The sequence below is a fragment of the Rhodococcus sp. DMU1 genome (assembly GCF_012272955.1).
GTDB lineage: Bacteria > Actinomycetota > Actinomycetes > Mycobacteriales > Mycobacteriaceae > Rhodococcus > Rhodococcus aetherivorans.
In genome coordinates, this window is the sequence record NZ_CP050952.1 from 420,954 (window position 1) to 444,763 (window position 23,810).

Below are 23,810 nucleotides of genomic sequence, written 5' to 3' on the forward strand. Positions count from 1 at the left end.
AGACGGTGGCGCATCCGATGCGGGACGCTGTGCGCGACGAACGAACGGGCGCACTGTCTCGGCCGGCGCTCGTGGGAGGTTTCAGGAACGGGCACAGCCCTTCACCGAATTGCCACCGACAATCGGTGGCAATTCAGGCGGGCGGGCTGATATCGGTGCAAGAGAAGATGCCGATGCGCAACCTTCTTTCCGCGTGCGCCCCGGTCCGGGCGTCGCACCGGAAGCGGGGTGGCCCGTTCCCTGCGACGGCCGGTGTAATTCCCGCGGCTGTGTGAGCCGGCGTGCTTGCACAGCATAGGCTCCCGCCTGCTCGTGTCGCAATATTCGGGATTCCATATCGGCAAGGTGGGAAGAGTTCGGACCGTTCTGTCGTGATCGGTGCGCAGCCCGCCCTGCCTCTTTTGATACTCAGGGCACAACGTTGAGGAACGTATGGGAATTTTCGGACCCGGAGTGTGTGATTCCGGAAGTTACGCCAATTCGACTCCGTGATTCCGGGCGTACAACCGTCTTCCAGTCTGCTCTGCGTCGGTGCTCGGGTGCACGGGCGCGGAAAGGGTTTTCGACCGAGTTTGGGCACGCGATTTCCTCGCCGAATTCGATTTCGGAAGGTGAATGCAGAATTTCGCGAATCGGCGGAACAACTCCGATCGTCCCTTCGATTCCGGTCACGCGGTTTCTCGCATTCGATTCCCCGGAAAATCGGGGTCGTGGGAAATCGGCGATTCGAGGAATCGGCGCGCACCCTCGGAATTCGGAGAGAAAACGACGAACGACGATCGGCGGGCGGTGACGTCTCACGGTCCGCCCGGCTGCCCGGGCGGCGTCGGAGCCGGGTGGTCCCGGTTGCCCGCGGCCGCGTCGGTGGCCGAGTTCGCGACCGTGCCACCGAGCGCGAGGAGCTCGTCGAGTTTCTCCTGAGGGACCGGGATCGGCAGGAACGCCAGGAACTGGGCCATGCGCATCGATTCGACCATGCGCAGCAGCCCGGCGTGTTCCTGCGGATCCGGGGTGGGAGCGGAACCCGTCGCCCCGGTGAGGACCTCGAGGAACGCCGGTCCCACCGTCGGATGCGAGAACCATTCACCCACCGTCGATTTCATCGAGAGGGGGCGCGAGACCACATCGCCCGCGAGTGTGACGGTGCGCGCCTCGAGCACCGTGGCGGCGTCGGCGCACACCTGGATCGCGTATTCACCGGGCGCCACGACCCAGTCGTCGAGTTCGACGTCCCAGTACGCGAAAGCCCTTCTTTCCAAGGTCAACTCGACGTCGCGGGCCTCGCCGGGCGCCAGCTCGATCTTCTCGAACGCCCGCAGTTCGCGCACCGGGCGTCGCACCGGACCGGCGTCGGTGGCGACGTACACCTGCACCACGTGCTTGCCGGCACTGTCGCCGGCGTTGCGCACGCGCACGCGCACCGCGACGGTGCCGTCGCCCCCCAGCGCGACGTCGAGGGACTCGGTGACGAACGTCGTGTAGCTCAGGCCGTGTCCGAACGGGTAGCGGACGGCGCGGCGCAGGGTTTCGTAGCCGCGGTAGCCCACCATGACGCCCTCGCCGTAGCGGACGTGCCCCTGCTCGCCGGGGAAGTTGAGGTACGAGGGGGTGTCCTCGAGTCGCAGCGGGACGGTCTCGGCGAGGTGTCCGGACGGGTTGGCGACACCGAGCAGCAGATCCGCGATCGCCGACCCGCCGGCCTGCCCGAGCAGCCAGCCGTCGAGGATCGCATCGACCTCGTCGTGCCAGCCCTCGAGCGAGACCACGCCGCCGTGGGCGAGGACGACGACCGTGCGCGGTGCCGCCTGCGCGACGGCCCGCACGAGGGCGACCTGCACCGGCGGCAGGTCGAGCGTGTCGCGGTCGAAGCCCTCGGATTCCTCACGTTCGGTGAGGCCGGCGAACACGACGGCCACGTCGGCGACGGCCGCCACGCGCACCGCCTCGTCGAGCAGGGCCCGGGCATCGCCGTCCGCTCCGAGCGGGAAGCCGTCGGCCGCGGACACCGTCAGGCCGTGGTCCGCGGCGAGCGCGCGGACGGCGTCGAGCGCCGGATCGACCCGGGTCGGCGCGATGTGCGAGCTTCCGCCGCCCTGGAACCGAGGGGTGGTGGCGAACGATCCCAGCACCGCGACGTGCTGCCCGCGGCGCAGCGGGAGGACGCCGTCGTCGTTCTTCAGCAACACCGCGCAGTCGGCGGCGAGCCGGCGCGCAAGCGCGTGCTGGCTGTCGAGGTCGAGGTCGCCGGCGGCGGGCCGCACGAGGTCCGACAGGGCCAGGACCCGGTGGGCGCTCGCCTCGACGAGACGCGGGTCGAGGCGGCCGTCGCGCACGGCGTCAATCACCTGCCGGTCGGTGCCGCCGCCGCTGCCCGGCATCTCGAGGTCGAGCCCGGCCGTGACCCCGGCCACCCGGTCGGCGACGGCGCCCCAGTCGGAGACGACGACCCCGGCGAATCCCCACTGCTCGCGGAGCACCTCGGTGAGCAGCCATCGGTTCTCGGCCGCAGATACGCCGTTGACCTTGTTGTAGGAGCACATGACCGCCGCGGGCCGGGCCTCGGCGACGACTCGTTCGAAGGCGGGCAGGTAGATCTCGCGCAGGGTCCGGTCGTCGACGTCCGCGCTGACCCGCATCCGGTCCGTCTCCTGGTTGTTGGCGGCGAAGTGCTTGACGCACGCCCCGACCCCCACGGACTGGAGACCCCGCACGTGCGCCGCACCGAGGACGCCGGAGAGCAGCGGGTCCTCCGAGTAGTACTCGAAGTTGCGTCCGCACAGCGGTGAGCGCTTGATGTTGACGCCCGGCCCGAGGACCACGTGCACGCCGAGGGCGCGCGCCTCCCGTCCCACGGCGCGGCCCACCTCCTCGGCGACGCTCCGGTCCCAGCTCGAGCCGACGGCGACGGCGAGCGGGAAGCACGTCGCGGGCAGGCTGGCGTGCAGGCCGAGGTGGTCGCTGTCGCCGGACTGATAGCGCACGCCGTGCGGGCCGTCGGTCAGGACGACACTCGGAATCCCGGCCTCCTCGATGGCCTCGGTGCTCCAGAAGTCGTGGCCGGACAGCAGGGCGGCCTGCTGTTCGAGGGTCAGGTCGGGGCGCGTGGTCATCGCCGGTGTCCTTCCGTCCGCGACGATTCGCCGGGGCTGCGCGGCGCGTCGACGGCGCGGGGGTGCTCGGCGACGGCCAGCCGGCGGGCCCGTACCAGCGCGACCGCGAACGCCGGGACGGCGAGCACGAACAGCGGCAGGCTCGCGCCGGTAGTGGGCTCGAACAGCACGAGCAGCAGCGGCAGCGCGAAGCCCAGGTAGGTGCCGACGTAGAAGACGCCGGTCAGCGTCCCGCGCGAGGTCTTCGGCGCGAGTGACTCCAGGTCGAGCAGGCCCTCGCGCAGGCACAGCCCGTAGGCCACCCCGAGCACGGGTGCCGCGACGGGCAGCAGCCACAGCGGCGGGTGCGCCCCGCCGGCGCCGACGAGGAGGAACCCGAGTCCGGCGAGGACGGCGCCGGCCGTCCCGGCCTGCGGGCCCCACTCCCGCCGACGGGCCACGGCCTGCACGACGATCCCGGAGCCCAGGGCGAGCAGCGCTGCGGCCCCGGTCAGCGCCGGTCCCGCGTACGCGCTCGCGACCCGGGCCGGAAACGTCACGAAAGCGACTGTGACGCAGGCGAACACCCAGGGTGCCAGCGGCAGCGACCAGGACAGCGCACCGGCCACCGACCGGCCGTGTCCCGGCACGACCGGCTGCAGGTCCGCCGCCGCGTAGTGGGCCGGCCGGCTCCACACCGTCGCGGCGGTGACGGCCGCGGCCGACAACGCGGCCGAGAGCACGAACGGCAGGGACAGCGGCCGGGGGCCGAACTCGGCGAGCAGACCGGACACGAAAGGCCCCAGGGCGAATCCGGAGCTGAGCGCGACGCCGGCGAGCACCGTGCCGACCTTCCCGCGCAGGTCGGTGGCCCAGGCCGTGCCCGCACCGATGGCCAGGCCCGCGCCGATGCCCACGACGAGGCGGCCCGCGACGAGTCCGGCGGCGTCGTGCCGGACGAGCAGCAGCACGGTGCCGACGAGGGCGATCGTCGCACCGGGGAGGACGACCGCCGCACGGCCGGTCCGGTCCGAGAGTGCGCCGCCGCCGACGAGACCGGGCAGCAGCCCGAGCGCATAGATGCCGAACACCCCGTCGAGCAGCGCGCGCGAGAGGCCTTCGTGCTCGCGCAGGACGGGGATCATCGCGGCGAAGTGGTTCGCCGCCCACCCGGTGGTGACGAGGACGGCCAGCACGCCGGCCAGGGCCCGGCTCAGCTGTCGTGCCGGTGCAGGTGCTGCTGTGGTCATCGTTCGTCCTCTCGCCGGGGCCGGACCCGTCACGCTAACCGACCGGCCGCTCGGGACGCACCGGTGGATGCTCCGAGGGATGTCGAGCGGCTGCGGTCGGGGCCCGATGCTCGAACGTGTGAACGTGTGAACGTGTGCACTGCACAGGGACGTGGTAGATCTCGACTCTCCGCCGAGCGAGTCGCGCACCATCGGAATGTCATGGGCGTCGAGCGCGAGCAGCTCGGTGGAACGGTGACGATCAGCAGGGCCGCGCCGGATCGAGGGCGCGGATCAGGAAGCTGAGCTGGTCACGCAGCATCCGTTGTTGCCAAGGACCGTCGTAGACGTCGAAGTGATCGACGGGGTACTCGCACAACAGTGCAGTGGCCCCTGCCCTCTTCGCGGTCCTGCGCGCGGCGACGGGCGGTGCGACACGGTCGTGTGTGCCCACCTGCACAAGGATTGGGCAGCCAAGGCGGCCGGCAGCGGTGATGGGCCGGTTCACGGCCACCTCCAGTGCTGTGCGCGCGCAGATTTCGTTGCGCCACGTCGGTCCGGCGATCGAGGTGTAGGCCTCCTCGGCGCCGGAGGCGCTGATGATCGCCACCTTTCCCGGCCGCGCCACCACCGGGATGTGGTGCGGCCGGCGTCCGGTAATCCGGCGAGCGAGGTCGCGCAACCCGTGGCCGGTGGTGCGCACCAGTTGACCGGCTCCGGCGTAGCGGGCGATCTGCATCGCGGCTGCCAGTCCGTCGGTCGCGGGGGTCATCGATACGATTGCCGCGACGCGCCTGTCCTGCGCGGCGACTGCGACGACATGACCACCGGAGTACGACGTTCCCCACAACGCGATTCGATCGGCGTCCACGCCGGGCAGGTGACGGGCGGCGGCGATCGCCGCGTGATAGTCCTGGCGCTGACGCCGGAAGGAAACATCCTGGCGCGGTGTTCCTTCCGAGTCGCCGAAGCCGCGGTAGTCGAAGACCAATACGTCGATGCCGTTGTCGGCGAACCCGTCGGCATAGCCGATCAGGCCGGTGTCTCGGGTGCCGCCGAAGCCGTGTGCCATCACCACACACGGCCGGCCGGCCGTGCCGGCCAGCACGTCGGAGGTAGCCGGAACATGCCAGGCGGCGCAGGCGACGCCGTGGCTGGGGAAGGTCAGGTCCTTCTTCATCTCGGTCGCTCCGTTCCTACGACGCGACGGCAGCCGTGCGGCTGGGCGCGAACTCGAGCGCCGGATCCTCGACCGGCCCGCGACGCAGCCGCTCGACGTCCTTCTCGTAGGCCATCTGTACCGTCCACGGGCCGCTGGTGCCGCCGCGCGGGAACTTCGCAACGGCCCGCTGGACATATCCCGAGCTCATCTCGACCACGGGGACACGGTCCATGTGCGGATCGTCGAGCACTGGTTCGACGGTGCCGTAGCCGTGGCTGTCCATGTAGTCGAGCAGTCGGCAGAAGTGCTCGCACACCAAGTCCACCTTGAGGGTCCAGGAGATGTTCGTGTAGCCCAGCGCGAACACGAGATTCGGCACACCGGACAACATCATCGCCTTGTAGACCGTGGTGTCGGGCAGGTTCACGCGCCGCCCGTCCACGCTCAGCGCGATCTTGCCGAACGGTGTCATGTTGAGTCCGGTCGCCGTGACGACGATGTCGGCGGCCAACTCCTGACCCGATTCCAGCAGAATCCCCTCCTCGGTGAACCGCTTGATCCGGTCGGTCACCACCGAGGCCTGCCCGGCGGATATCGCCTTGAACAGATCCCCGTCGGGGACCATGCACAGGCGCTGGTCCCATGGGTTGTAACGCGGGGTGAAGTGGGTGTCTACGTCGAAGCTCTTGGGCAGCTTCCGGCGCACATCGGCGATCAACAGCTTGCGCATGAGCTTGGGCGCGCGCTGGCAGGCCTTGTAGATCCCGCGGTTGAGGATGATGTTCTTGCGCCGGACGATCCGGTGCGCGCGGGTGGGACCGACCACTTTGTTCAGGGTGTTCGCGATCGCGTCCTCGGCCGGTATCGAGAACACGTAGCTCGGCGAGCGCTGCAGCATCGTGACATGACCGGCCTTGCCGGCCATCGACGGGATCAGCGTCACGGCGGTCGCGCCGGAGCCGATGACCACCACGCGCTTGCCGGCGTAGTCGAGGTCCTCGGGCCAGTGCTGCGGGTGGATCAGCCGGCCCGCGAACTCCTCCACACCCTCGATGTCGGGCGTGAAGCCTTCCTCGTAGTCGTAGTAGCCGGTGCCCAGGAACAGGAATCGCGCGGTGAAGTGCACGTGCTCGGCGCTGCCGGACGATTGCGCGGTGACGGTCCAGTATCCGTCCGCCGAGGAGAACTCTGCGCCGATAACCCGGTAGCCGAAACGAATGTGCTGGTCGAGACGGTTCTCGGTGACGGTCTGCCTCAGGTAATCCATGATGATGTGCCCGTCTGCGATCGACTTCCGATGCGTCCACGGCTTGAACCCGTAGCCGAAACTCGGCATGTCCGAGTCCGAGCGAATGCCCGGGTAGCGGAACAGGCTCCACGTGCCGCCGATCGAATCCCGGCCCTCCAGGACTGCGAACGTCGTACCGGGCCGGCGTGTCTGGAGGTGATACGCCGCGCCGATGCCGGAAATGCCGGCGCCGACGATCAAGACGTCGAAATGCGTGCTTGCCGTATGGCGACCGGTCGGCTCGGTGGTCGTCGGGATGCTCATGGTCGGTCTCCTCGAGCGGTGCGCTGGGGCGTGACGGCGTTCACAGTAGGACCGCAATGGCACCCGTTGACATGTATGCCGGCACACTATTCGCACCCATATGTGTGCTGTGGCACACTTGGTACGTGCTCCGTGAGCCAGTGGCACCCGAAGTTGTTTCCCTCGTCGGTGACGTCGCCGAATTGATGCTGCGTGAACTCGATCAGCTCGTCGCCGAGATGGACGCCGCCGAGGTGGCGGTGGCCCCGATGCTGGGCGCGGACGCGGCGATCGTCGCGGAGATGTCGGCGAGCAACCGCGCCAATGCCGCGCGCCTGCTGACCACCCTCGCTCGGCGTGACGTCGGAGGCGCGCCGATCGACGTGCCGCCCGAAGCCCTCGACGTCGTCCGCACCGTCGTGCGCCGCGGCATCGACCTCGAGGTGATCTACCAGGCCTACCGCCGGGGCCAGAACGTCGCCTGGCAGCGGTTTCTGGCTCATGCCGGACGGATCGTCCCGCCGGGGCCACAGTTCGTGGAGTTGTTGGAGGTCACCTCGCAGCTGATGTTCGATTACGTCGACCATGTCGTGAGCCGTGTCATCGCCGACGCCCAGCGGGAACGCGAGGAGGTGCTCGGCGGCGCGCTGGCCCGCCGCGCCGAGACCGTGCACCTGATCCTCGACGGCGCCCCGATCGACCCCCGCCGAGCCGGCGAACGCCTCGGATACCAGCTCGCTCGCCGCCACACCGCACTCGTCCTGTGGGCCGAACCGGCGGGCGGGACGCAGGGGGCACTGGAGTCTGCCGCGACGCTGCTGGCCCAGGCCGCCGGCGCCCGCACGCCCCTCACACTGCCCGCGGGCACCTCGACGCTGTGGGCGTGGTTGGGCACCGAATCCGAACCCGCGCTCGGCACACTGCGCGGAGAAATCACCAAGGCGCAGTCGAACATTCGGGTCGCCGTCGGCCCCACCCGAGCGGGCATCACCGGCTTCCGCCGATCACACGACGCCGCGCTGGCCATTCAGCGCCTGGTCAGCGGGCAACGCGACGGCGACCGCGTCGCGCTCTACCGCGAGCTCGAGGTCGCCACGTTGGCCGCTCGCGACCTGGACCGGGCGGCCGAATTCGTCGCCACAACACTGGGCCCGCTCGCTGCGGACACACCCAGCGCGGCTCGTCTCCGCCAGACATTGCGGGTGTTCCTCGAGGAAGCCGAGAACGCCCCTCGCGCCGCCGCACGCCTGCACACCCACCGCAACACCATCCTGCAGCGTGTCGGCCGCGCAACCGAACTGCTCGGCCACCGCCCCGGCGAGCGCAGGCTTCCCGTCGAGCTCGCGCTGGAGTTGGCTCACCACATCGGGCCACGAGTCCTGGCCCGTGACTGAGGGACAACGCCCGCGGTCGGTGGGCAGGGACCGGTCTTGACGCCCGGCGGGTTCCCGCCTCCGTCCGCAGTGCTCGCGTCGGGCCGGTAGGGGCGCAGCGTCACGTCGCACTCGCCCGTATCGGGTGCTGGCAGCCAGTTGGATCACTCGCCCATCCTCACTGTCAGCGCAGCACCTCCCGGGCGGTCCGCCGGACGGCGTCGGTGAGCGCGTCGAGCACCGGCGACTCGAGCCGCCACCGCTGCCAGTACAGCGGTACGTCGAGCGGATCGTCCGAGTCGAGGAAGACGAGTCCTTCGGTGTCGGTGAGCATCGGTTCCGGCAGCATGCCCCAGCCGAGGCCGAGCCGTGCGGCCTCGACGAACTCGGCGGCGCCGGGCACGTAGTGCCGGGGCGGGTCGAGCCGGCGCCGGGTGCGGCGCCGCAGGAACCGGTCCTGCAGGTCGTCCTTGCGGTCGAAGCTCAGCATCGGGGCCTGCCGCAGCGACTCGGCGCCCGCGCCGCCGGGAAACCAGCGGTCCGCGAAGTCGACGCTCGCCATCGCGTGATACCGCATGGCGCCGAGCTTTTCGGAGACGCACCCCTGCACCGGCTCGGGCACCGACGTCACGGCGGCCATCGCGGTGCCGTCCCGCAGGCGCGCGGGAGCGTGGTACTCGTCCTCGCGGTGCAGTTCGAACAGCGCGCGATGACGCTCGGGCATGCGGGCCAGGGCGCGCAGCATCCACGTCGACATCGAGTCGGCGTTGACGACGAGGGGAACCGACACGTACTCGTCCCGGCCGGCGGTCAGCCCGAGCGCCTCGGCGGTGTCCTGCTCGAGCCGCGCCACCTGCCGTGCCAGCCGCATCACCGCCTCGCCCGCGGCGGTCGCGGACACCGGACGGGTGCGCCGCACCAGGACCCGGCCGGCCTGCTGCTCGAGGGCCTTGATCCGCTGGCTCACCGCGGAGGGGGTGACGCGCAGGACGGCGGCCGCGCCGTCGAAGGTGCCCTCGTCCAGCACCGCGGCGAAGGTCCGCAGCTGCGCGAAGTCCAGATCCATATGAAGCAACTCTAACGGTACTGAAGAAAAATCAACTGTTCTTCATCGAGGGCGGTTCCTAGCGTGGGTGTCGTGCACCTCGTCGCCGTCGGATTCCTCACCGGACTGTCGCTCATCGTCGCGATCGGCGCGCAGAACGCCTTCGTGCTGCGCCTGGCGATCGCGCGACGCCACGTGCTGCCGGTGATCGCGGTGTGCGCGCTCTCCGACGCGGTTCTCATCGCCGCCGGCATCGCCGGCATCGCCACCGTGCTCGACCGGGTGCCCGGCGCGCTCGGGGTGATCCGCTGGGCGGGGGCGGCGTTCCTCGTGGGCTACGGCGTGCTCGCGGCGAGGCGGGCGCTGCGCCCGTCGGCCCTGACCGCCGCGGCGGGCGGCTCCCTCACCGTCGGCGCAGCCCTGGCCACCTGCCTGGCGTTGACCTGGCTCAACCCGCACGTCTACCTCGACACCGTGCTCATGCTCGGCTCCGTCGCCAACCACCACGGTGACCCGGGGCGCTGGTGGTTCGGCGCCGGCGCGGTCCTGGCCAGCGTCGTGTGGTTCCTCGGGCTCGGCTACGGGGCCCGCCTGCTGCGCGGAGTATTCGCGAAACCCGCGTCGTGGCGCGTGCTCGACGGCGGCATCGCCGTGCTCATGGTCGGGCTCGGCGTCGGCATGGTGGCGGGCTGACGCCGGGCCCGCGTCAGCCCTTGACCAGGGCGAACCGGCGGCCGCTGATCTCGCTCGCGGTGACCTCGACGAAGTTGTACTTCGGGGTGGGCACCCAGGCCTGCAGCCCCAGCTCCTCGGCCTCCTGGATCTCGTTGTAGTGCACGAGATTCCGGGCCCGTCCGTGCAGCACCACGCTCCAGGCCCGGTCCTGCTCCACGTGGTCGGCCTCGAAGGCGACCTCCGCGTGCACCGTCAGCTCGACCAGCTTGCTGCCCTCGGCGGTACGGAAGTACAGCTTCCTGTCCCGTACGGCGTAGTTGATCGGGAAGACGTCCGGCCGCCCGCCCGAGACCACCACGAGCCGGCCGATCCGCTCGGTGCCGAGCAGCTCCCAGCTCTCGTCGTCGTTCAGGACGACGACGGGGTTGTCGACGTTCGGCTCACTCATGGTTCCTCCGATCCGGCGGCGTCCGCCTCGATATCACCGCCTCCAGCACATCACGAATCCGCGCCCGGCACAGGCGGATCGTCCATCGAATCGCGCGGTGTCCGTCACATCGATAGCGTGGGAGCCGCCCGACCTCACCCCACCGAGGAGCGTGCGAGATGACGCTGGCCACCACGTGGCACACCCGCGACGCCGACGACGTCGCGGCGGCACTCGACGTCGACCCCGCGGCCGGGCTGCCCTCCGACGTCGTCGAGGAGCGCCGGCGTGAGCACGGGCCCAACGCCCTCGCCGAAACGGCAGCCGTCCCCGGCTGGCGCAAGGTGCTCGCCCTGCTCGCCGACCGGATGACCCTCGTCCTCGTCGTCGCCGCCGTGGTCAGCGCCGTGGTCTCGCGCGAATGGGAGACCCCCGTCGTCATCCTCGCCGTCATCACCCTCAACACCGTCCTGAACTACGTGCAGGAGCGCCGGGCCGAGAACAGCCTGCAGGCGCTGCGACAGATGGCGGTCGACACCGCCCGCGTCCGCCGCGACGGCCGTGAACAGCACCTGCCGCGCACCGAACTCGTGCCCGGCGATGTCGTGCTGCTCGAGGCCGGCGACTCCGTGCCCGCCGACGGCCGGGTCGTCGGGGCGGCGCGGCTGCAGGTCGCCGAGTCCGCGCTCACCGGCGAGTCCCAGCCCGTCGACAAGACCGTCGAACCCGTCGTCGACGAGCAGGCCCCGCTGGGCGACCGTGCCGACATGCTGTTCATGAACACCGACGTCACCCGCGGGCGGGGCACGATGGTGGTCACGGCCACCGGGATGCAGACCGAGATCGGCGCGATCGCCACCCTGCTCGGTGCCGCCGGGGTGGAGAAGACCCCGCTGCAGCGCCGCATCGACCAGCTCGCCAAGACCCTCACCATCGTTGCGCTCACCGTCGTCGCCGTCGTGTTCGTCCTGGGTCTGCTGCGCGGGCAGTCGTGGTCCGACCTGCTGATCACCGCCGTCTCGCTCGCCGTCGCCACCATTCCCGAGGGGCTGACCGCGGTCGTCGCCTTCACCCTCGCGATGGGCGCGTCGCGGCTCGCCGCGCGCGGCGCCATCGTCAAACGGCTCGCCGCCGTCGAGACCCTCGGCAGCACCACCCACATCGCCACCGACAAGACCGGCACCCTCACCCTCAACCAGATGACGGTGCAGCGGCTGCTGGCCCGTGGCCGCAGCTTCCGCGTCACCGGCACCGGATACGAAACGACCGGCAAGATCCTCGTCGGCGACGGGCTGCCGGCCCCGGACCTGACCGTGCCGCTGCTCGGGATGGCCCTGTGCAACGATGCCGTCGTCCGCGACGGGGTGCTCGTCGGCGATCCCACCGAGGGCGCGCTGGTGGTGCTCGCCGAGAAGGGCGGCATCGACGTCGAGGGGGCGCGTCTCGCGGTGCCGCGGCTGGCGGAGGTGCCGTTCGACTCCGCCTACAAGTACATGGCGACCTTCCACGCCCTGCCCGACGGCGGCTACCGGTGCTTCGCCAAGGGCGCGCCCGGTGCGCTGCTCGACCGCGCCACGGCGATGCTCGACGGGGACGGCCCCGTCCCGCTCGACGACCGCCGCCGCGAGCGCCTCCGCTCGGCGGTGCAGTCGCTCGCCGCCGAGGGGCTGCGCACCCTGATGATCGCCGGCCGGGACCTGCACGCGGTGCCGCGGGGCGACGGGGAGGCGCTGCAGCGCGTGGTGTCCGACCTGACCCTCTACGCCGTGGTCGGCATCGTCGATCCGCCGCGGGCGGAGGCCAAGCGGGCCATCGAGGTGGCCCACGCCGCCGGCATCGAGGTGCACATGATCACCGGCGACCACCTCGTGACCGCGTCGGCGATCGCCGCGGAACTGGGCATCGGCGGCGCCGCGGCCACCGGCGCCGACCTCGACGCCCTGGACGACGACGAGCTACGTTCCCGGGCAGCAGGTTTCGGTGTGCTGGCCCGCGTCGCGCCGGAGCACAAGATCCGGGTCGTCAAGGCGCTGCAGGCGAACGGCGAGGTGGTCGCCATGACCGGCGACGGCGTCAACGACGCGCCCGCCCTCGAACAGGCCGACATCGGTGTCGCCATGGGCATCACCGGCACCGACGTGTCCAAGAGCGCGGCCGACATGATCCTCACCGACGACAACTTCGCGACCATCGTCGCCGCGGTCGAGGAAGGCCGCGGCATCTACGCCAACATCGTCAAGTTCGTGAAGTTCCAGCTGACCACGGCGTGGGGGTTCGTGCTGATCTTCCTCGTCGCCGGGGCCCTCGGGCTCGCCGGCGGTGCGCCGTTCACGGCGCTGCAGATCCTGTGGGTCAACATCATCATGGACGGCCCGCCGGCCCTCGCCCTCGGCGTCGACCCCACCGAGCCGGGCACCATGTCCCGGCCGCCGCGGCCGGCCCACGAGCGCCTGCTCAGCCGCGATCGGCTCCGCCGCATCCTCGGCCTGGGCATCGTCATGACCGCCGGAACCGTCGCAGTGCTGCACTACGCGCCGCAGTGGTTCCCCGAGAGCGCCGGCGACCCGCTGTTCGCCACCACCCTCGCGTTCACCACGTTCGTCTTCTTCCAGGTGTTCAATCTGCTCAACGTCCGCTCCGAACTCGGCTCGGTGTTCTCGTTGCAGACCCTCGCCAACCACAGCATCTGGATCGCGCTCGTCGTGGTGGTCGTCCTGCAGGTGTGCGTGGTGCAGACGACTTTCCTGCAGGGCTTCTTCGACACCACCGCGCTCACCTCGCAGCAGTGGGCGCTCGCCGTCGGCGTCGGATCCTCGGTGCTGTGGGTGGACGAACTCGTCAAGGCCACCGGACGGAGCGTGCGGCGTCGGCGTGGTGACACGCCTGCTCGGGCGGGCGCATAGTGGAGGTGGTGTCGCCCTCCGACGAACACCGCAGGACGCGGAGGTGGGAACGATGGACATGGGCTTGATGCACATGCTGCACATGTTGATGATGCAGATGCACCACATGCTGATGCCGGGTATGCCGATGCATCACATGATGCCGATGTGACTGCATCACATGATGCCGATGTGACTGCATCACATGATGCCGATGTGACCGTCGGTGCCCCGGATCAGCCGTGCGAGTGCCCGCCCTCGTGCGGGTCCCTGTGCATGCTCTTGTAGAGGTGGTGGCTGTACACCTGCAGGCCGAGCATCGCCTCGGTGTACTCCCGCCGTTCGGCGGTCGTCACGGCGTCGGTCAGAGCGACGATCCGATCCAGCCGGGACTGCAGCTGCCGGTGCAGCTCGGCGGACAGGAACGCGTGGAGCTTCTCGACCGAGCCCGTTTCGATCGCGTCCTCGGCGAGCGGGATCACGGGCCCGACGTCGCCGCCGGCCGGCTTCACACCGGTGAACGGGGCGCCCTCGCCCGCGCGGTGCAGCCGGACCACCGTGTCGAAGAAGTAGAGATCGGCCACCTCGTGGGCGATCGGGCCCTCCGCCCGCGCCGCCGTCGCCCGCTCGAACGCCGTGCGCACCTCGTCCTCGGCGTCGGCGGGCACGAACGGCAGGATCAGCTCGACGTTGTCGTCGCCCAGCGCCGCCTCGGCGGCCTTGACGACGGGACCGTCCATGGAATCGCAGTGGGGAGGCACGGGGTGCTCCTTCCGGCGGTCGGCGGACACGCTCGGTCCCAGGCTAGTGCCGGGGTGCGTCCGGCGTCGAGCGAGCGCAGGGCGGATCGGTCGCGCCGGGGCCGCGTCGCTCGACGGCCCGGTTCGTCGCCTGGATGCGAGGACGGTTGACACGGCGGGCCGCGGCGGCGACCGTGGACGCATGAGGCGACGTCCCCGCGTCGACGTGCATCAACATGTGTGGCCGGCGTCCTTCGTCGACGCCCTCCGGGCGCGCAGCGCCGCGCCCCGGCTCGACGGCTGGACGCTGCACCTGCCCGGGGAACCGCCGTACCGGGTGGACCCCGCAGACCATTCGATCCCCGCGCGGACGGCCCTGGCGGTCCGGGACGGAATCGATCTGGCGCTGGTGTCGCTGTCGAGCCCCCTCGGGATCGAGGAACTGCCCGCCGAGGAGGCCCGGCCGCTGCTCGACGCCTATCACGAGGGGGCGCTGGGCCTGCCCGACAGGTTCGGCGTGTGGGCCGCCGCCGGCGTCACCGAGCCCGATCCGGAGACGCTGCGCGACGTCCTCGCGGCCGGGTGCGTGGGCCTGCAGTTGCCGGCGACCGCCCTGGCCGACCCGGCGGGCTTCGACCGGTGTGCGCCGCTGCTGTCGGAACTCGAGCGGGCGCGCAAGCCGCTGTTCGTGCATCCCGGCCCGGCGTCGGCGCCCGGCGCTCCGGCATGGTGGCCGGCGATGGTGTCGTACGTGACCCAGATGCACACCGCCTGGTTCGCCTGGCACGAGTTCGGGGCGCGTCGGTTCCCGGCGGTGCGGGTGTTGTTCGCGATGCTCGCCGGCCTGGCTCCGCTGCACGCCGATCGGATGGCGGTGCGCGGCGGGCCCGGCGATGTTCCCGGGCCGGGGGTCTACGTGGAGACGTCGTCGTACGGGCGGGAGGTCGTCGCGGCGGTGACCGCATGCCTGGGCGAGGACCGGGTGCTGCTCGGCTCCGATCGTCCCTACGCGCGGCCGCTGGTGCTCGGCGGTTCCGCCGGCATGCGCCTGCGGACGGACAATCCGGCCCGCTTCTTCGCGAAAGTGCCTGCGCAGAACCCTTGACACGCGGACCCGGCCGGGGTGGCATGGTCGTCGTGACATTCTCGGTGAGCGCGCGGCAGCGCGGACTGTGCACGGCGTCGGCCCGTGCCGCCGAGTCGTGTCCCGGCTGTCGTCGCTGAATCCGTCTCCGCCCAGCCCGGCCCGGGCACGCCCGTGCCTCCTCATTCCAGGACTCTTCGATGCTCTCCACGTATGCCCTGCCGACGCGCGCCGACCTCACCTTCCTCGCCCTGCGGATCGCGAACGATCCAGGCCGCTGGATGCCGATCGTTCGATTCGACGAGCAGCAGCGCTGGTATACGCGACTGGCCGTTGCCGACAACCACGAAGTGTGGCTGCTTTCGTGGCTGCCCGGGCAGCGAACCGAAATCCACGATCACGGCGACAGCGCGGGCGCCTTCGCGGTGGCGCAGGGTGTGCTGACGGAGACCACCGTCTGCACCCCGGCGGTCGGGGGTCTCGATGGAGTCGAAGTAGCGTTGTCACGCAAGAGGATTCGTGCGGGTATGGCCCGCGGCTTCGACGCCGACCACGTCCACGAGGTGACGAACGACACGAATTCTCCGGCCGTCAGCATCCACGTGTACGCACCCGCCCTGACGACGATGAATCGGTACCGGATCGACGACGGGGTGCTCCGGCTGCGCGCATCCGAACGGGCCGGCGCGGACTGGTGAACTCCGCCGCGGCTGCGCCGGTCGTAGCGGTATTCGAAACCTTTGTCGCAGAACGATATTGGATAACATCGCTGCAGGTGCGGTAGCCGGCCCGCGGCGCGCGATCTGCTCACGCCGTCTCGGGCGCGGCGGGTCGTGGACCGATCCTTCGCAAGGCGCGACTCGTGCCAGGGGTGGCCGAACTCACGTCCGCTCGATTCGAGGTCGGGTCGGCGTGTGCAAGACAATGGAGACTCGGCTGGTTCGCACGCTGACAAGATCCAGCGCATCCCGCACTATTCGAAGGTTCCCGCTCATGACGACGACGGCATCCGCATGCCCACCCGACTCCGCAGTACCGGCGGACGCCCCCGCGGCCGCGCCGGCAGCAGACTCCCGGCCGGGGCGCGCCCGGGCGATGTGGGCGCTCGCCCTCGGCGGGTTCGGCATCGGCACCACCGAGTTCGTGGCGATGGGCCTGCTGCCCGACATCGCGACCGGTCTCGGAGTCTCCGAGCCCACCGCCGGGCACGTGGTGTCGGCGTACGCCGCCGGGGTCGTGGTCGGTGCGCCGCTGATCGCGGCGCTGACGGCCCGGCTCCCGCGCAAGACGTTGCTGATCGCCCTGATGATCGCGTTCACCGTCGGCAACGCGGCGACGGTGCTCGCGCCGAACTACGGACTGCTCGTCGCGTCCCGGTTCGTCGCCGGTCTGCCGCACGGCGCCTACTTCGGGGTCGCCGCGCTGGTGGCCGCGCATCTGGCCGGTCGCGGGCAGCGCGCCCGGGCGGTGGCGCTGGTGATGATGGGCCTGTCCGTCGCGAACGTGGTGGGGGTGCCCGTCGCGTCGTGGCTCGGCATGGCGCTGGGCTGGCGCTCCGCGTTCGCGCTGGTGGCGGTGATCGGCACGGTCACCGTCGCCGCGATCGCCGCCTGGGTGCCCGCCCTGGCGATCCGCACCACCAGCGTGAGCACCGAACTCGGTGCCCTGCGGCGCAAGCAGGTGTGGATGACGCTCGCGGTCGCGATGATCGGCTTCGGCGGCGTGTTCGCCGTGTACACCTACATCAGCACCACCCTGACCGACGTCGCCGGCGTCTCGAAGGGGCTGGTTCCGGTCGCCCTGATGCTCTTCGGCATCGGCATGGTCGTCGGCAACGTGGTCGGCGGCCGCGTCGCCGATCGGGCCCTGGTACCGGGCATCTTCACGACCATGACGACGCTGGCGGTGCTGCTGGCCGTGTTCGTCGCGGCGGCGCACAACCCGTACACGGCCCTGGCGATGGTGTTCCTGCTGGGAGCCGGGTGCGCCGCGGTCGGCCCGGGACTGCAGATCCGGCTCATGGACGTCGCCGAGGACGCGCAGACCCTGGCCGCGTCCCTCAACCACGCGGCGTTCAACCTCGCCAACGCGTTCGGCGCCTGGATCGGGGGCGCGGTGATCGCCGCCGGCTTCGGCTACACCGCGCCGGCCGCCGTCGGCACGGTGCTCGCGCTGGCAGGTGTCGCCGTCTTCGCGCTCGCCGTGCGGCTGCCGTCGGCGCACTGATCGGACATCGTGATTGGATACCGACGTGACCGACCCCAGTGCCACCGCTTCCGCCGTGCCCACCCCGCCCGACCCGTTCTTCACCGTCGGCACCCGGCTCGCCAACGGACTCGGACGCACCGGCACGATCCACACCCCGCACGGCGACATCCACACCCCGGCGTTCGTCGGCGTGGGCACCAAGGCGACGGTCAAGGCGGTCCTGCCCGAGGCGATGAAGGAACTCGGGGTGCAGGCCCTGCTCGCCAACGCGTACCACCTGTACCTGCAGCCCGGGTCGGACATCGTCGACGAGGCGGGCGGGCTCGGTAAGTTCATGAACTGGGACGGGCCCACCTTCACCGACAGCGGCGGATTCCAGGTGATGTCCCTCGGGGTTGGCTTCAAGAAGGTCCTGGCGATGGATGCCGTGGGCGTGCGGTCCGACGACGTCATCGCCGAAGGCAAGGAGCGGCTCGCGCACGTCGACGACGACGGGGTCACCTTCAAGTCCCACCTCGACGGCTCCCGGCACCGGTTCACCCCGGAGGTGTCGATGCGCATCCAGCATCAGCTCGGCGCCGACATCATGTTCGCGTTCGACGAGCTGACCACCCTGATGAACACCCGCGGCTACCAGGAACAGTCCGTCGAACGGACTCAGGCGTGGGCGGTGCGGTGCATCGCCGAACACGAGAAGCTCACGGCGCAGCGCGCCCACCGTCCGTACCAGGCGCTGTTCGGGGTGGTGCAGGGCGCGCAGTACGAGGACCTGCGCCGGCAGGCATGTCGCGGGCTCGAATCGATCGTCGGCGAGTCGGGCCGCGGCTTCGACGGCTACGGCATCGGCGGGGCGCTCGAGAAGCAGAACCTCGGCACCATCGTCCGCTGGTGCACCGAGGAACTGCCCGAGCACAAGCCCCGGCACCTGCTCGGCATCAGCGAGCCCGACGACATGTTCGTCGCGATCGAGCACGGCGTCGACACGTTCGACTGCGTGAACCCGTCGCGGGTGGCGCGCAACGCGGCGATCTACCACCCGGACGGGCGTTTCAACATCAACACCAGCCGGTTCCGCCGCGACTTCACCCCGATCGACGAGGACTGCGACTGCTACACCTGCCGGCACTACACGCGCGCGTACATCCACCACCTGTTCAAGGCGAAGGAGATGCTGGCGTCCACGTTGTGCACCATCCACAACGAGCGGTTCACGGTGCGCCTCGTCGACGAGATCCGCGCCGCCATCGACGGCGGGTACCTCGAGGAACACAAGGCCGAGACCCTGGGCCGGTTCTACGCGCGGCGGTGAGTGAGCGTCGGCGAACTCCACCGTCGTCCACGACGGCTGCCGCGGACGACTGGACCGGTCGCGGCGCTCACTCGGCGTAGGTCGGCTCGCGCCGCTTCACGTGCGCGATGACCGCGTAGGTGACCGGCATGACGGCGACCTCGACCAGCGTCTTCCACAGGAACCCGACCACCACGTAGTTCACGAAGTCCGCCCACGTGGTGATGCCGATGACGCCGGCGGCGATCGCACAGAAGATGAGCGTGTCGGCGAACTCGCCGACGACGGTGGAGCCGATCAGCCGCGCCCACAGGTGCTTCTCCTTGGTGACCTCCTTGATGCGCACCAGCACGTAGGAGTTGAGCAGCTGCCCGACGAGGTAGCCGGCGAGGCCGGCCAGCAGCAGCCGCGGCACCACCCCGAGGACCGCCTCGAATGCGGCCTGGTTCTCGTAGAAGTCGGCGGGCGGCAGCTGCTGGGCGATCCAGAAGCACAACGCGGCCAGCGCCACCGCACCGAAGCCGTAGTAGACCGCGCGACGGGTCGCGGCGAAGCCGTACACCTCGCTCAGGACGTCACCGACGATGTAGGCGAGCGGGAACAGGAAGAACGCGCCGTCGGTGATGATCGGCAGGACCTGCAGCGGGCCGAGCGCCCACTCGGCGTCGCCGAAGAAGGCCACGCCCTTGCTGGCAGCGACGTTGGAGATGATGAGCACCGCCGTGAACAGGGCCACCAGCCCGGGGTAGTAGCTGCGGACCAGGCGGGCGAAGTGCGCGTGGTCGGATTGCTGGGTCTGCACGTGCTCTGTCACCCGGCCATCCAAGCACTCGGACCGGAGGAAGGCGAAGAACGGACGAAAAGGACGTGGGCCCCGACCCGGTTGGATCGGGGCCCGCGACGTGCCGTCAGGGGGCTCCGCGACGTGCCGTCAGGGGGCTACCCGTCCGCCCGTGACGACCCGGTACGCGTATGCGTAGGCGATGGTGGTGACGGGCACCGTGACCAGCAGGCCGACGTAGCACAGCAGCGCGCCGACGAAGTTGATCGCGGACAGCACCAGCCACAGCAGGATCAGCTGCCCCACGTTGGCCGCGGCGGCGGACGCGCTCGACTTGATCGCCGTGACCGCGTCCTGCCGCTGGTCGATGACGAAATGCAGCGCCCACACGGTCAGGAAGGCGACGATGATGCCGCCGACGATGACGAGCGAGCCGAGCAGCGTGCCGACCGCGATGAGCAGGGAGACGAGCAGGATCGGACCGAGGCTGCCGACGCGGAAGAAGTCCTTCAGCGCCGGCTTGTGCCCGTCCAGCTCGTACAGGGCCCCGCGCACCGCGGCGGCCTGGACGACGAGCATGCCGATGACGAACGCGACGATCAGCACGATCATCACGACGATCCCGACGCCCGACATGCCCGTGCTGTAGCCGTAGCGGTCCGTCGTGGTCGAGGCCATCACGACGCCGAACATCAGGGCACCGAACACGAGGGCGGCCACGACGATCACACCGGCCAGGCTCAGCCAGCCGCCGACGTTCTCACTGAACTTGCGCCACCCGTAGTTCAGCGCGTCGCCGATGTTGATCTGCGCGCGGGGAGGGCCGAAGCCGGGTGGAGGCGGGTAGCCGCCGGGGGCGCCGTATCCGGGCGGCGGTCCGTACCCGGCCGGATTCCCGTACTGCGGCGGCCCGTACTGCGGGCCGGGCTGTTGCGGTGCGCCACCGTACTGGGCGCCACCGTACTGCGGAGCGCCGTACTGGGGAGCGCCGTACTGGGGAGCGCCGTACTGCGGCGGCGGGCCCTGCGACGGGGCATAGCCGGGCGGGGGCCCGCCGTAGTTCGGTCCCTGCGGCGGGTAACCCTGGGGCGGACCGTACCCGGGCGGTGGGCCGTACGGCTGCGCGCCCGGGTACTTGTTCGGATCCTGCGGATCGGGATTGGACTCGTAGCCCCCGGTGGTCATCTTGTTCCTCTTGTTCGTAACGTGCCGCGTCGTGGAACGCCCGGGTCCGTCAGGGCGCGACGCCGCGGCCGGTGGTCACCCGGTAGGCGTAGGTGGAGGCGATGATCGTCAGCGGAATCGTGACGAGCAGACCCAGGCCGCACGGGATGGCGCCGAGGATGTTGATGCCGACCAGAGCCAGCGCCAGCAGCAGCAGCGGTCCCACGTTGGACGAGATGGCCCGGAAGCTGGACTTGATCGCGTCCACCGGCTGCTGGTTCTGGTCGATGACGAACTGCAGCGTCCACCAGGTCAGGAAGATGACGATGAAGCCGGGGATGATCAGCAGGATGAAACCGACCACGGTCATGAGCGAGACGAGCAGGCTCGCGACCACCACGGCGCCGATGTTCTCGAACTGGAAGAACGAGCCGAACGACGGACGATTGCCGTCGGTTTCGTGCAGCGCGCCGCGCACGTAGGCGGCCTGGATCAGGATGCTGACGAACACGCTGACGATCGCGCCGATGATGCTGAGCGCCGTCAGTTCGTTCGTGTCGAAGCCGCCGAAGATCACGTTGATCACGAACTGGATCAGCGCCGCCGCGACGACGAACGCGATCCAGACGCCCGCGTTCTGGCTGAACTTCTTCCAGCCGTAGCCGATCGCGTCACCCACGTTGAGCTGCGTGGGGGCGCCGAATCCGCCGTACTGGCTACCGCCCGAGGGGTAGTTGCCGGGCGGGGGCGGGTAGCTGCCGGGCGGGGGCGGGTAGCCGCCCTGAGGCGGGTAGTTGCCCGGCGGGGGCGGGTAGCCACCCTGAGGCGGGTAGTTGCCGGGCGGGGGCGGATAGTTCCCGGGCGGGGGATAGTTGCCGGGGGGCGGGTAGTTGCCGGGAGGCGGCGGGTAGCCGCCCTGCGGGGGGTTGGGTTCGCCGCCCTGGTTGTTGGGCTCTTTGCTGGGGTCGTAACCGCCGGTCGTCATCGGATCCTTCTCGGTGGGAGGGTGGAGCCAATCGCGTTGTCGACTGCGCACACTACGTCCGACGCGCCCGAATTGCACGATCACCGGAACTTCCGCGAGCCGGACGACCGGCGCGAACCGGACTACGCGGCGGTGCCGGCCGCGCGGACCCCGCAGGGCTGTCGCGCTGCACCGATACCGGTCACCAGCTGCCGTCGTACACCCACGGCTCCCGCGGGAGCCGGGCCGGATCCCATCGTTCGAGCAGCAGCTCCGGCGTGACGGGCTCGTCCTTGTCCGCCAGGTCGAGCGAGACCGCGATCCGGCTCAGCACGTCGGCCGCGGTGTGGCCCAGCGCCGCCTGGTCGGTGAGCGTGACGGCACCGTCGCGCTTGGCGAGGCGTTTGCCGTGCACGTTCAGCGCCAGCGGCACGTGCGCATAGGTGGGTACCGGAAGCCCGAGCAGCGCCGCGAGATAGGCCTGCCGCGGTGCCGAGGTGAGCAGGTCGTCGCCGCGTACCACCTGGTCGATGCCCTGCGCCGCGTCGTCGACGACGACGGCCAGGTTGTAGGCGGGGATGCCGTCGCCGCGGCGCAGCACGAGGTCGTCGACGACACCGGTGAAGCTGCCGTGCACCACGTCCGCCACGGTGAAGGTGGCGGCGCCGGACCGCAGGCGCAGCGCGGCGGGCCGCCCCGACGCCCGTTTCGCCTCCCGTTCGGCCTCGGTGAGGTTCCGGCACGTTCCCGGATAGGCGCCCTGCGGGGCGTGCGGCGCGGACGCCGCATGCTGGATCTCGCGTCTCGTGCAGAAGCACTCGTAGGTCAGGCCCGCGCGGGTGAGGCGGGCGATCGCGGCGTCGTAGAGGGGCAGCCGCCGCGACTGGTGGACCACCTCGTCGTCCCAGTCCAGGCCCAGCGCGGCGAGGTCGGCGAGCTGACGTTCCTGCGCGCCGGGCCGGACCCGGTCCAGATCCTCGACGCGGATCAGGAACCGCCGCCCGGTGCTCCGGGCGAACAGCCACGCGAGGACCGCCGTGCGCAGGTTCCCGAGGTGCAGGTCGCCCGACGGGCTCGGGGCGAACCGGCCGGCCCCAACCCGCGCGTCCCCGGCCGAATGTGACATTTGGTCAGACTATCGAGCGTGATGTCACATTCGGTCACCTGCACGCCGGTGGGTCACGCGACGGGCCGGCCGAGCAGGACGGAGCGCTGGGCGTGCACGGTCTCGCGGATCGCCGCGACGACGGCGGCGACCTCCGGCCGGCGCAGCGTCTCCGACCGCGCCACCATCCAGTAGTTCAGCCGCGCCTCCACCTCCCCGGGGAGGATCCGCACCAGGTCGGCGTGCCGGTCGGCCATGAAGCACGGCAGCAGCCCGAGCCCGGCCGCGGCGCGGGTCGCCTCGACGTGGACGAACACGTTGGTCGAGCTCACCGACTCGTGCATGTCCGGGGCGATGCGACGGGCCAGGTCCAGGTCGTCGACCTGCAGCATCGAGTCGATGAAGTACACCAGGGGGTGACGGCTCAGCTCACGCACCGTCGTCGGGGCACCGTGTTCGGCGACGTAGTCCCGCGCCGCGTACAGGCCGAGGGTGTAGTCGGCCAGCCGGTGCGCCTCGGCGCGGTGCACCTGGGGGCGTCCCACCACCACCTCGAGGTCGAGGCCGGACCGCTGCTGCGACGCGCGACGCGTGGCCGCGACGATCTCCACCGCCACGCCCGGGTGCCGTCGCCGCACCAGCGCACCGGCCGGGGCCGCGATGTAGGCGCTGAAGCCGTCGGTCGCCGAGACCCGGACGACGCCCTCGAGCCCGCGGTCCCCGTCGGGTCCGGCCAGCCCGGCGACGGCAGCCTCGATCCGCTCGGCCGCGGCGAGGGCCGAGCGGCCGAGCTCGGTGAGCTCCCATCCGCCCGACGCGCGGGCCAGCACGCGCCCGCCGAGGCTCTTCTCCAGCGCCGCGATACGACGGGCGATGGTCGTGTGGTTGACGCCGAGGTCGTCGGCGGCGGTCGTGAAGCGGCCCGTGCGGCCGACGGCCAGCAGAACCAGCAGGTCATCGGCCGACGGCGCGCTCATGTGTGCATTCTTGCAGATCCACTCTGCGGATCGCGTCATTGTGCATGCAGATCTGTGCATCAATACTCGGCACATGCGTTCAGAAG

General features: G+C 70.6%; 19 protein-coding genes. 7 read left to right on the forward strand and 12 right to left on the reverse strand.

Going from position 1 to position 23,810, the window contains the following annotated elements; genetic code table 11:
- Positions 1 to 797 precede the first annotated feature (797 nt).
- The 4 genes from HFP48_RS01890 to HFP48_RS01905 all read right to left on the reverse strand — a co-directional run bounded on the left by HFP48_RS01890 (position 798) and on the right by HFP48_RS01905 (position 7,032).
- Complete coding sequence (locus tag HFP48_RS01890) at positions 798 to 3,110, reverse strand: glycoside hydrolase family 3 C-terminal domain-containing protein (RefSeq protein WP_168578933.1); 2,313 nt, start codon at positions 3,108 to 3,110, stop codon at positions 798 to 800.
- On the reverse strand, positions 3,107 to 4,339 hold the full coding sequence (locus HFP48_RS01895; RefSeq protein ID WP_065923167.1) for an MFS transporter: 1,233 nt from the start codon (positions 4,337 to 4,339) through the stop codon (positions 3,107 to 3,109). Before HFP48_RS01895 ends, HFP48_RS01890 begins: the two co-directional genes overlap by 4 nt.
- A gap of 241 nt (positions 4,340 to 4,580) precedes the next feature.
- Positions 4,581 to 5,498: an alpha/beta fold hydrolase gene (locus HFP48_RS01900; RefSeq protein WP_168578934.1), complete on the reverse strand. Its 918-nt coding sequence runs from the start codon at positions 5,496 to 5,498 to the stop codon at positions 4,581 to 4,583.
- A 16-nt stretch (positions 5,499 to 5,514) separates the two neighbouring features.
- Positions 5,515 to 7,032: an NAD(P)/FAD-dependent oxidoreductase gene (locus HFP48_RS01905; RefSeq protein WP_168578935.1), complete on the reverse strand. Its 1,518-nt coding sequence runs from the start codon at positions 7,030 to 7,032 to the stop codon at positions 5,515 to 5,517.
- A 185-nt stretch (positions 7,033 to 7,217) separates the two neighbouring features.
- Between HFP48_RS01905 and HFP48_RS01910 the strand changes: the two genes are divergently transcribed.
- A complete protein-coding gene (locus HFP48_RS01910) occupies positions 7,218 to 8,405 on the forward strand; it encodes a helix-turn-helix domain-containing protein (protein WP_051359284.1) in 1,188 nt (395 codons plus the stop codon).
- 163 nt (positions 8,406 to 8,568) lie between these two features.
- On the opposite strand, the gene HFP48_RS01915 is transcribed toward HFP48_RS01910, so the two are convergent.
- Positions 8,569 to 9,450 carry a LysR family transcriptional regulator ArgP gene (locus tag HFP48_RS01915; protein WP_050034400.1) on the reverse strand — a complete coding sequence of 294 codons (882 nt, stop codon included), beginning with the start codon at positions 9,448 to 9,450 and terminating at the stop codon, positions 8,569 to 8,571.
- A gap of 72 nt (positions 9,451 to 9,522) precedes the next feature.
- Between HFP48_RS01915 and HFP48_RS01920 the strand changes: the two genes are divergently transcribed.
- The gene (locus HFP48_RS01920; protein WP_029547076.1) at positions 9,523 to 10,122 is read left to right on the forward strand and encodes a LysE/ArgO family amino acid transporter; all 600 of its coding nucleotides are present in this window, start codon (positions 9,523 to 9,525) and stop codon (positions 10,120 to 10,122) included.
- Between the two features lie 13 nt (positions 10,123 to 10,135).
- Here the strand turns inward: HFP48_RS01920 and HFP48_RS01925 are convergent, their stop codons facing one another.
- The gene (locus HFP48_RS01925; protein ID WP_006946406.1) at positions 10,136 to 10,552 is read right to left on the reverse strand and encodes a pyridoxamine 5'-phosphate oxidase family protein; all 417 of its coding nucleotides are present in this window, start codon (positions 10,550 to 10,552) and stop codon (positions 10,136 to 10,138) included.
- A gap of 158 nt (positions 10,553 to 10,710) precedes the next feature.
- Between HFP48_RS01925 and HFP48_RS01930 the strand changes: the two genes are divergently transcribed.
- Entirely contained in the window at positions 10,711 to 13,434 is a 2,724-nt protein-coding gene (locus tag HFP48_RS01930; protein WP_168578936.1) for a cation-translocating P-type ATPase, read from the forward strand.
- Positions 13,435 to 13,649: 215 nt separating this feature from the next.
- Here HFP48_RS01930 and HFP48_RS01935 read toward each other — a convergent pair whose 3' ends face one another.
- Positions 13,650 to 14,174: a DUF6448 family protein gene (locus HFP48_RS01935; protein ID WP_006946403.1), complete on the reverse strand. Its 525-nt coding sequence runs from the start codon at positions 14,172 to 14,174 to the stop codon at positions 13,650 to 13,652.
- A gap of 181 nt (positions 14,175 to 14,355) precedes the next feature.
- On the opposite strand from HFP48_RS01935, the gene HFP48_RS01940 reads away from it, so the two are divergent.
- The 4 genes from HFP48_RS01940 (at position 14,356) to tgt (ending at position 18,754) form a co-directional block, all read left to right on the forward strand.
- Positions 14,356 to 15,258: an amidohydrolase family protein gene (locus HFP48_RS01940; RefSeq protein ID WP_081705084.1), complete on the forward strand. Its 903-nt coding sequence runs from the start codon at positions 14,356 to 14,358 to the stop codon at positions 15,256 to 15,258.
- 179 nt (positions 15,259 to 15,437) lie between these two features.
- Positions 15,438 to 15,935 carry a cysteine dioxygenase family protein gene (locus tag HFP48_RS01945; RefSeq protein WP_168578937.1) on the forward strand — a complete coding sequence of 166 codons (498 nt, stop codon included), beginning with the start codon at positions 15,438 to 15,440 and terminating at the stop codon, positions 15,933 to 15,935.
- Between the two features lie 397 nt (positions 15,936 to 16,332).
- Positions 16,333 to 17,463, forward strand: coding sequence for an MFS transporter (locus tag HFP48_RS01950; protein WP_168580502.1), 1,131 nt, complete (start codon positions 16,333 to 16,335; stop codon positions 17,461 to 17,463).
- Between the two features lie 25 nt (positions 17,464 to 17,488).
- Positions 17,489 to 18,754: a tRNA guanosine(34) transglycosylase Tgt gene (gene tgt, locus HFP48_RS01955; protein WP_006946397.1), complete on the forward strand. Its 1,266-nt coding sequence runs from the start codon at positions 17,489 to 17,491 to the stop codon at positions 18,752 to 18,754.
- Positions 18,755 to 18,821: 67 nt separating this feature from the next.
- On the opposite strand, the gene HFP48_RS01960 is transcribed toward tgt, so the two are convergent.
- The 5 genes from HFP48_RS01960 to HFP48_RS01980 all read right to left on the reverse strand — a co-directional run bounded on the left by HFP48_RS01960 (position 18,822) and on the right by HFP48_RS01980 (position 23,724).
- Positions 18,822 to 19,547 carry a queuosine precursor transporter gene (locus tag HFP48_RS01960; RefSeq protein ID WP_168578938.1) on the reverse strand — a complete coding sequence of 242 codons (726 nt, stop codon included), beginning with the start codon at positions 19,545 to 19,547 and terminating at the stop codon, positions 18,822 to 18,824.
- 117 nt (positions 19,548 to 19,664) lie between these two features.
- Positions 19,665 to 20,699 carry a hypothetical protein gene (locus HFP48_RS01965; RefSeq protein WP_168578939.1) on the reverse strand — a complete coding sequence of 345 codons (1,035 nt, stop codon included), beginning with the start codon at positions 20,697 to 20,699 and terminating at the stop codon, positions 19,665 to 19,667.
- Between the two features lie 49 nt (positions 20,700 to 20,748).
- The gene (locus HFP48_RS01970) at positions 20,749 to 21,663 is read right to left on the reverse strand and encodes a membrane protein (RefSeq protein ID WP_029547082.1); all 915 of its coding nucleotides are present in this window, start codon (positions 21,661 to 21,663) and stop codon (positions 20,749 to 20,751) included.
- A gap of 181 nt (positions 21,664 to 21,844) precedes the next feature.
- Positions 21,845 to 22,768 (reverse strand): tRNA glutamyl-Q(34) synthetase GluQRS, encoded by a 924-nt coding sequence (gene gluQRS, locus HFP48_RS01975; protein ID WP_168578940.1) that lies wholly within the window; start codon positions 22,766 to 22,768, stop codon positions 21,845 to 21,847.
- A 53-nt stretch (positions 22,769 to 22,821) separates the two neighbouring features.
- Positions 22,822 to 23,724: a LysR family transcriptional regulator gene (locus tag HFP48_RS01980; RefSeq protein ID WP_006943063.1), complete on the reverse strand. Its 903-nt coding sequence runs from the start codon at positions 23,722 to 23,724 to the stop codon at positions 22,822 to 22,824.
- Positions 23,725 to 23,810: the final 86 nt, after the last annotated feature.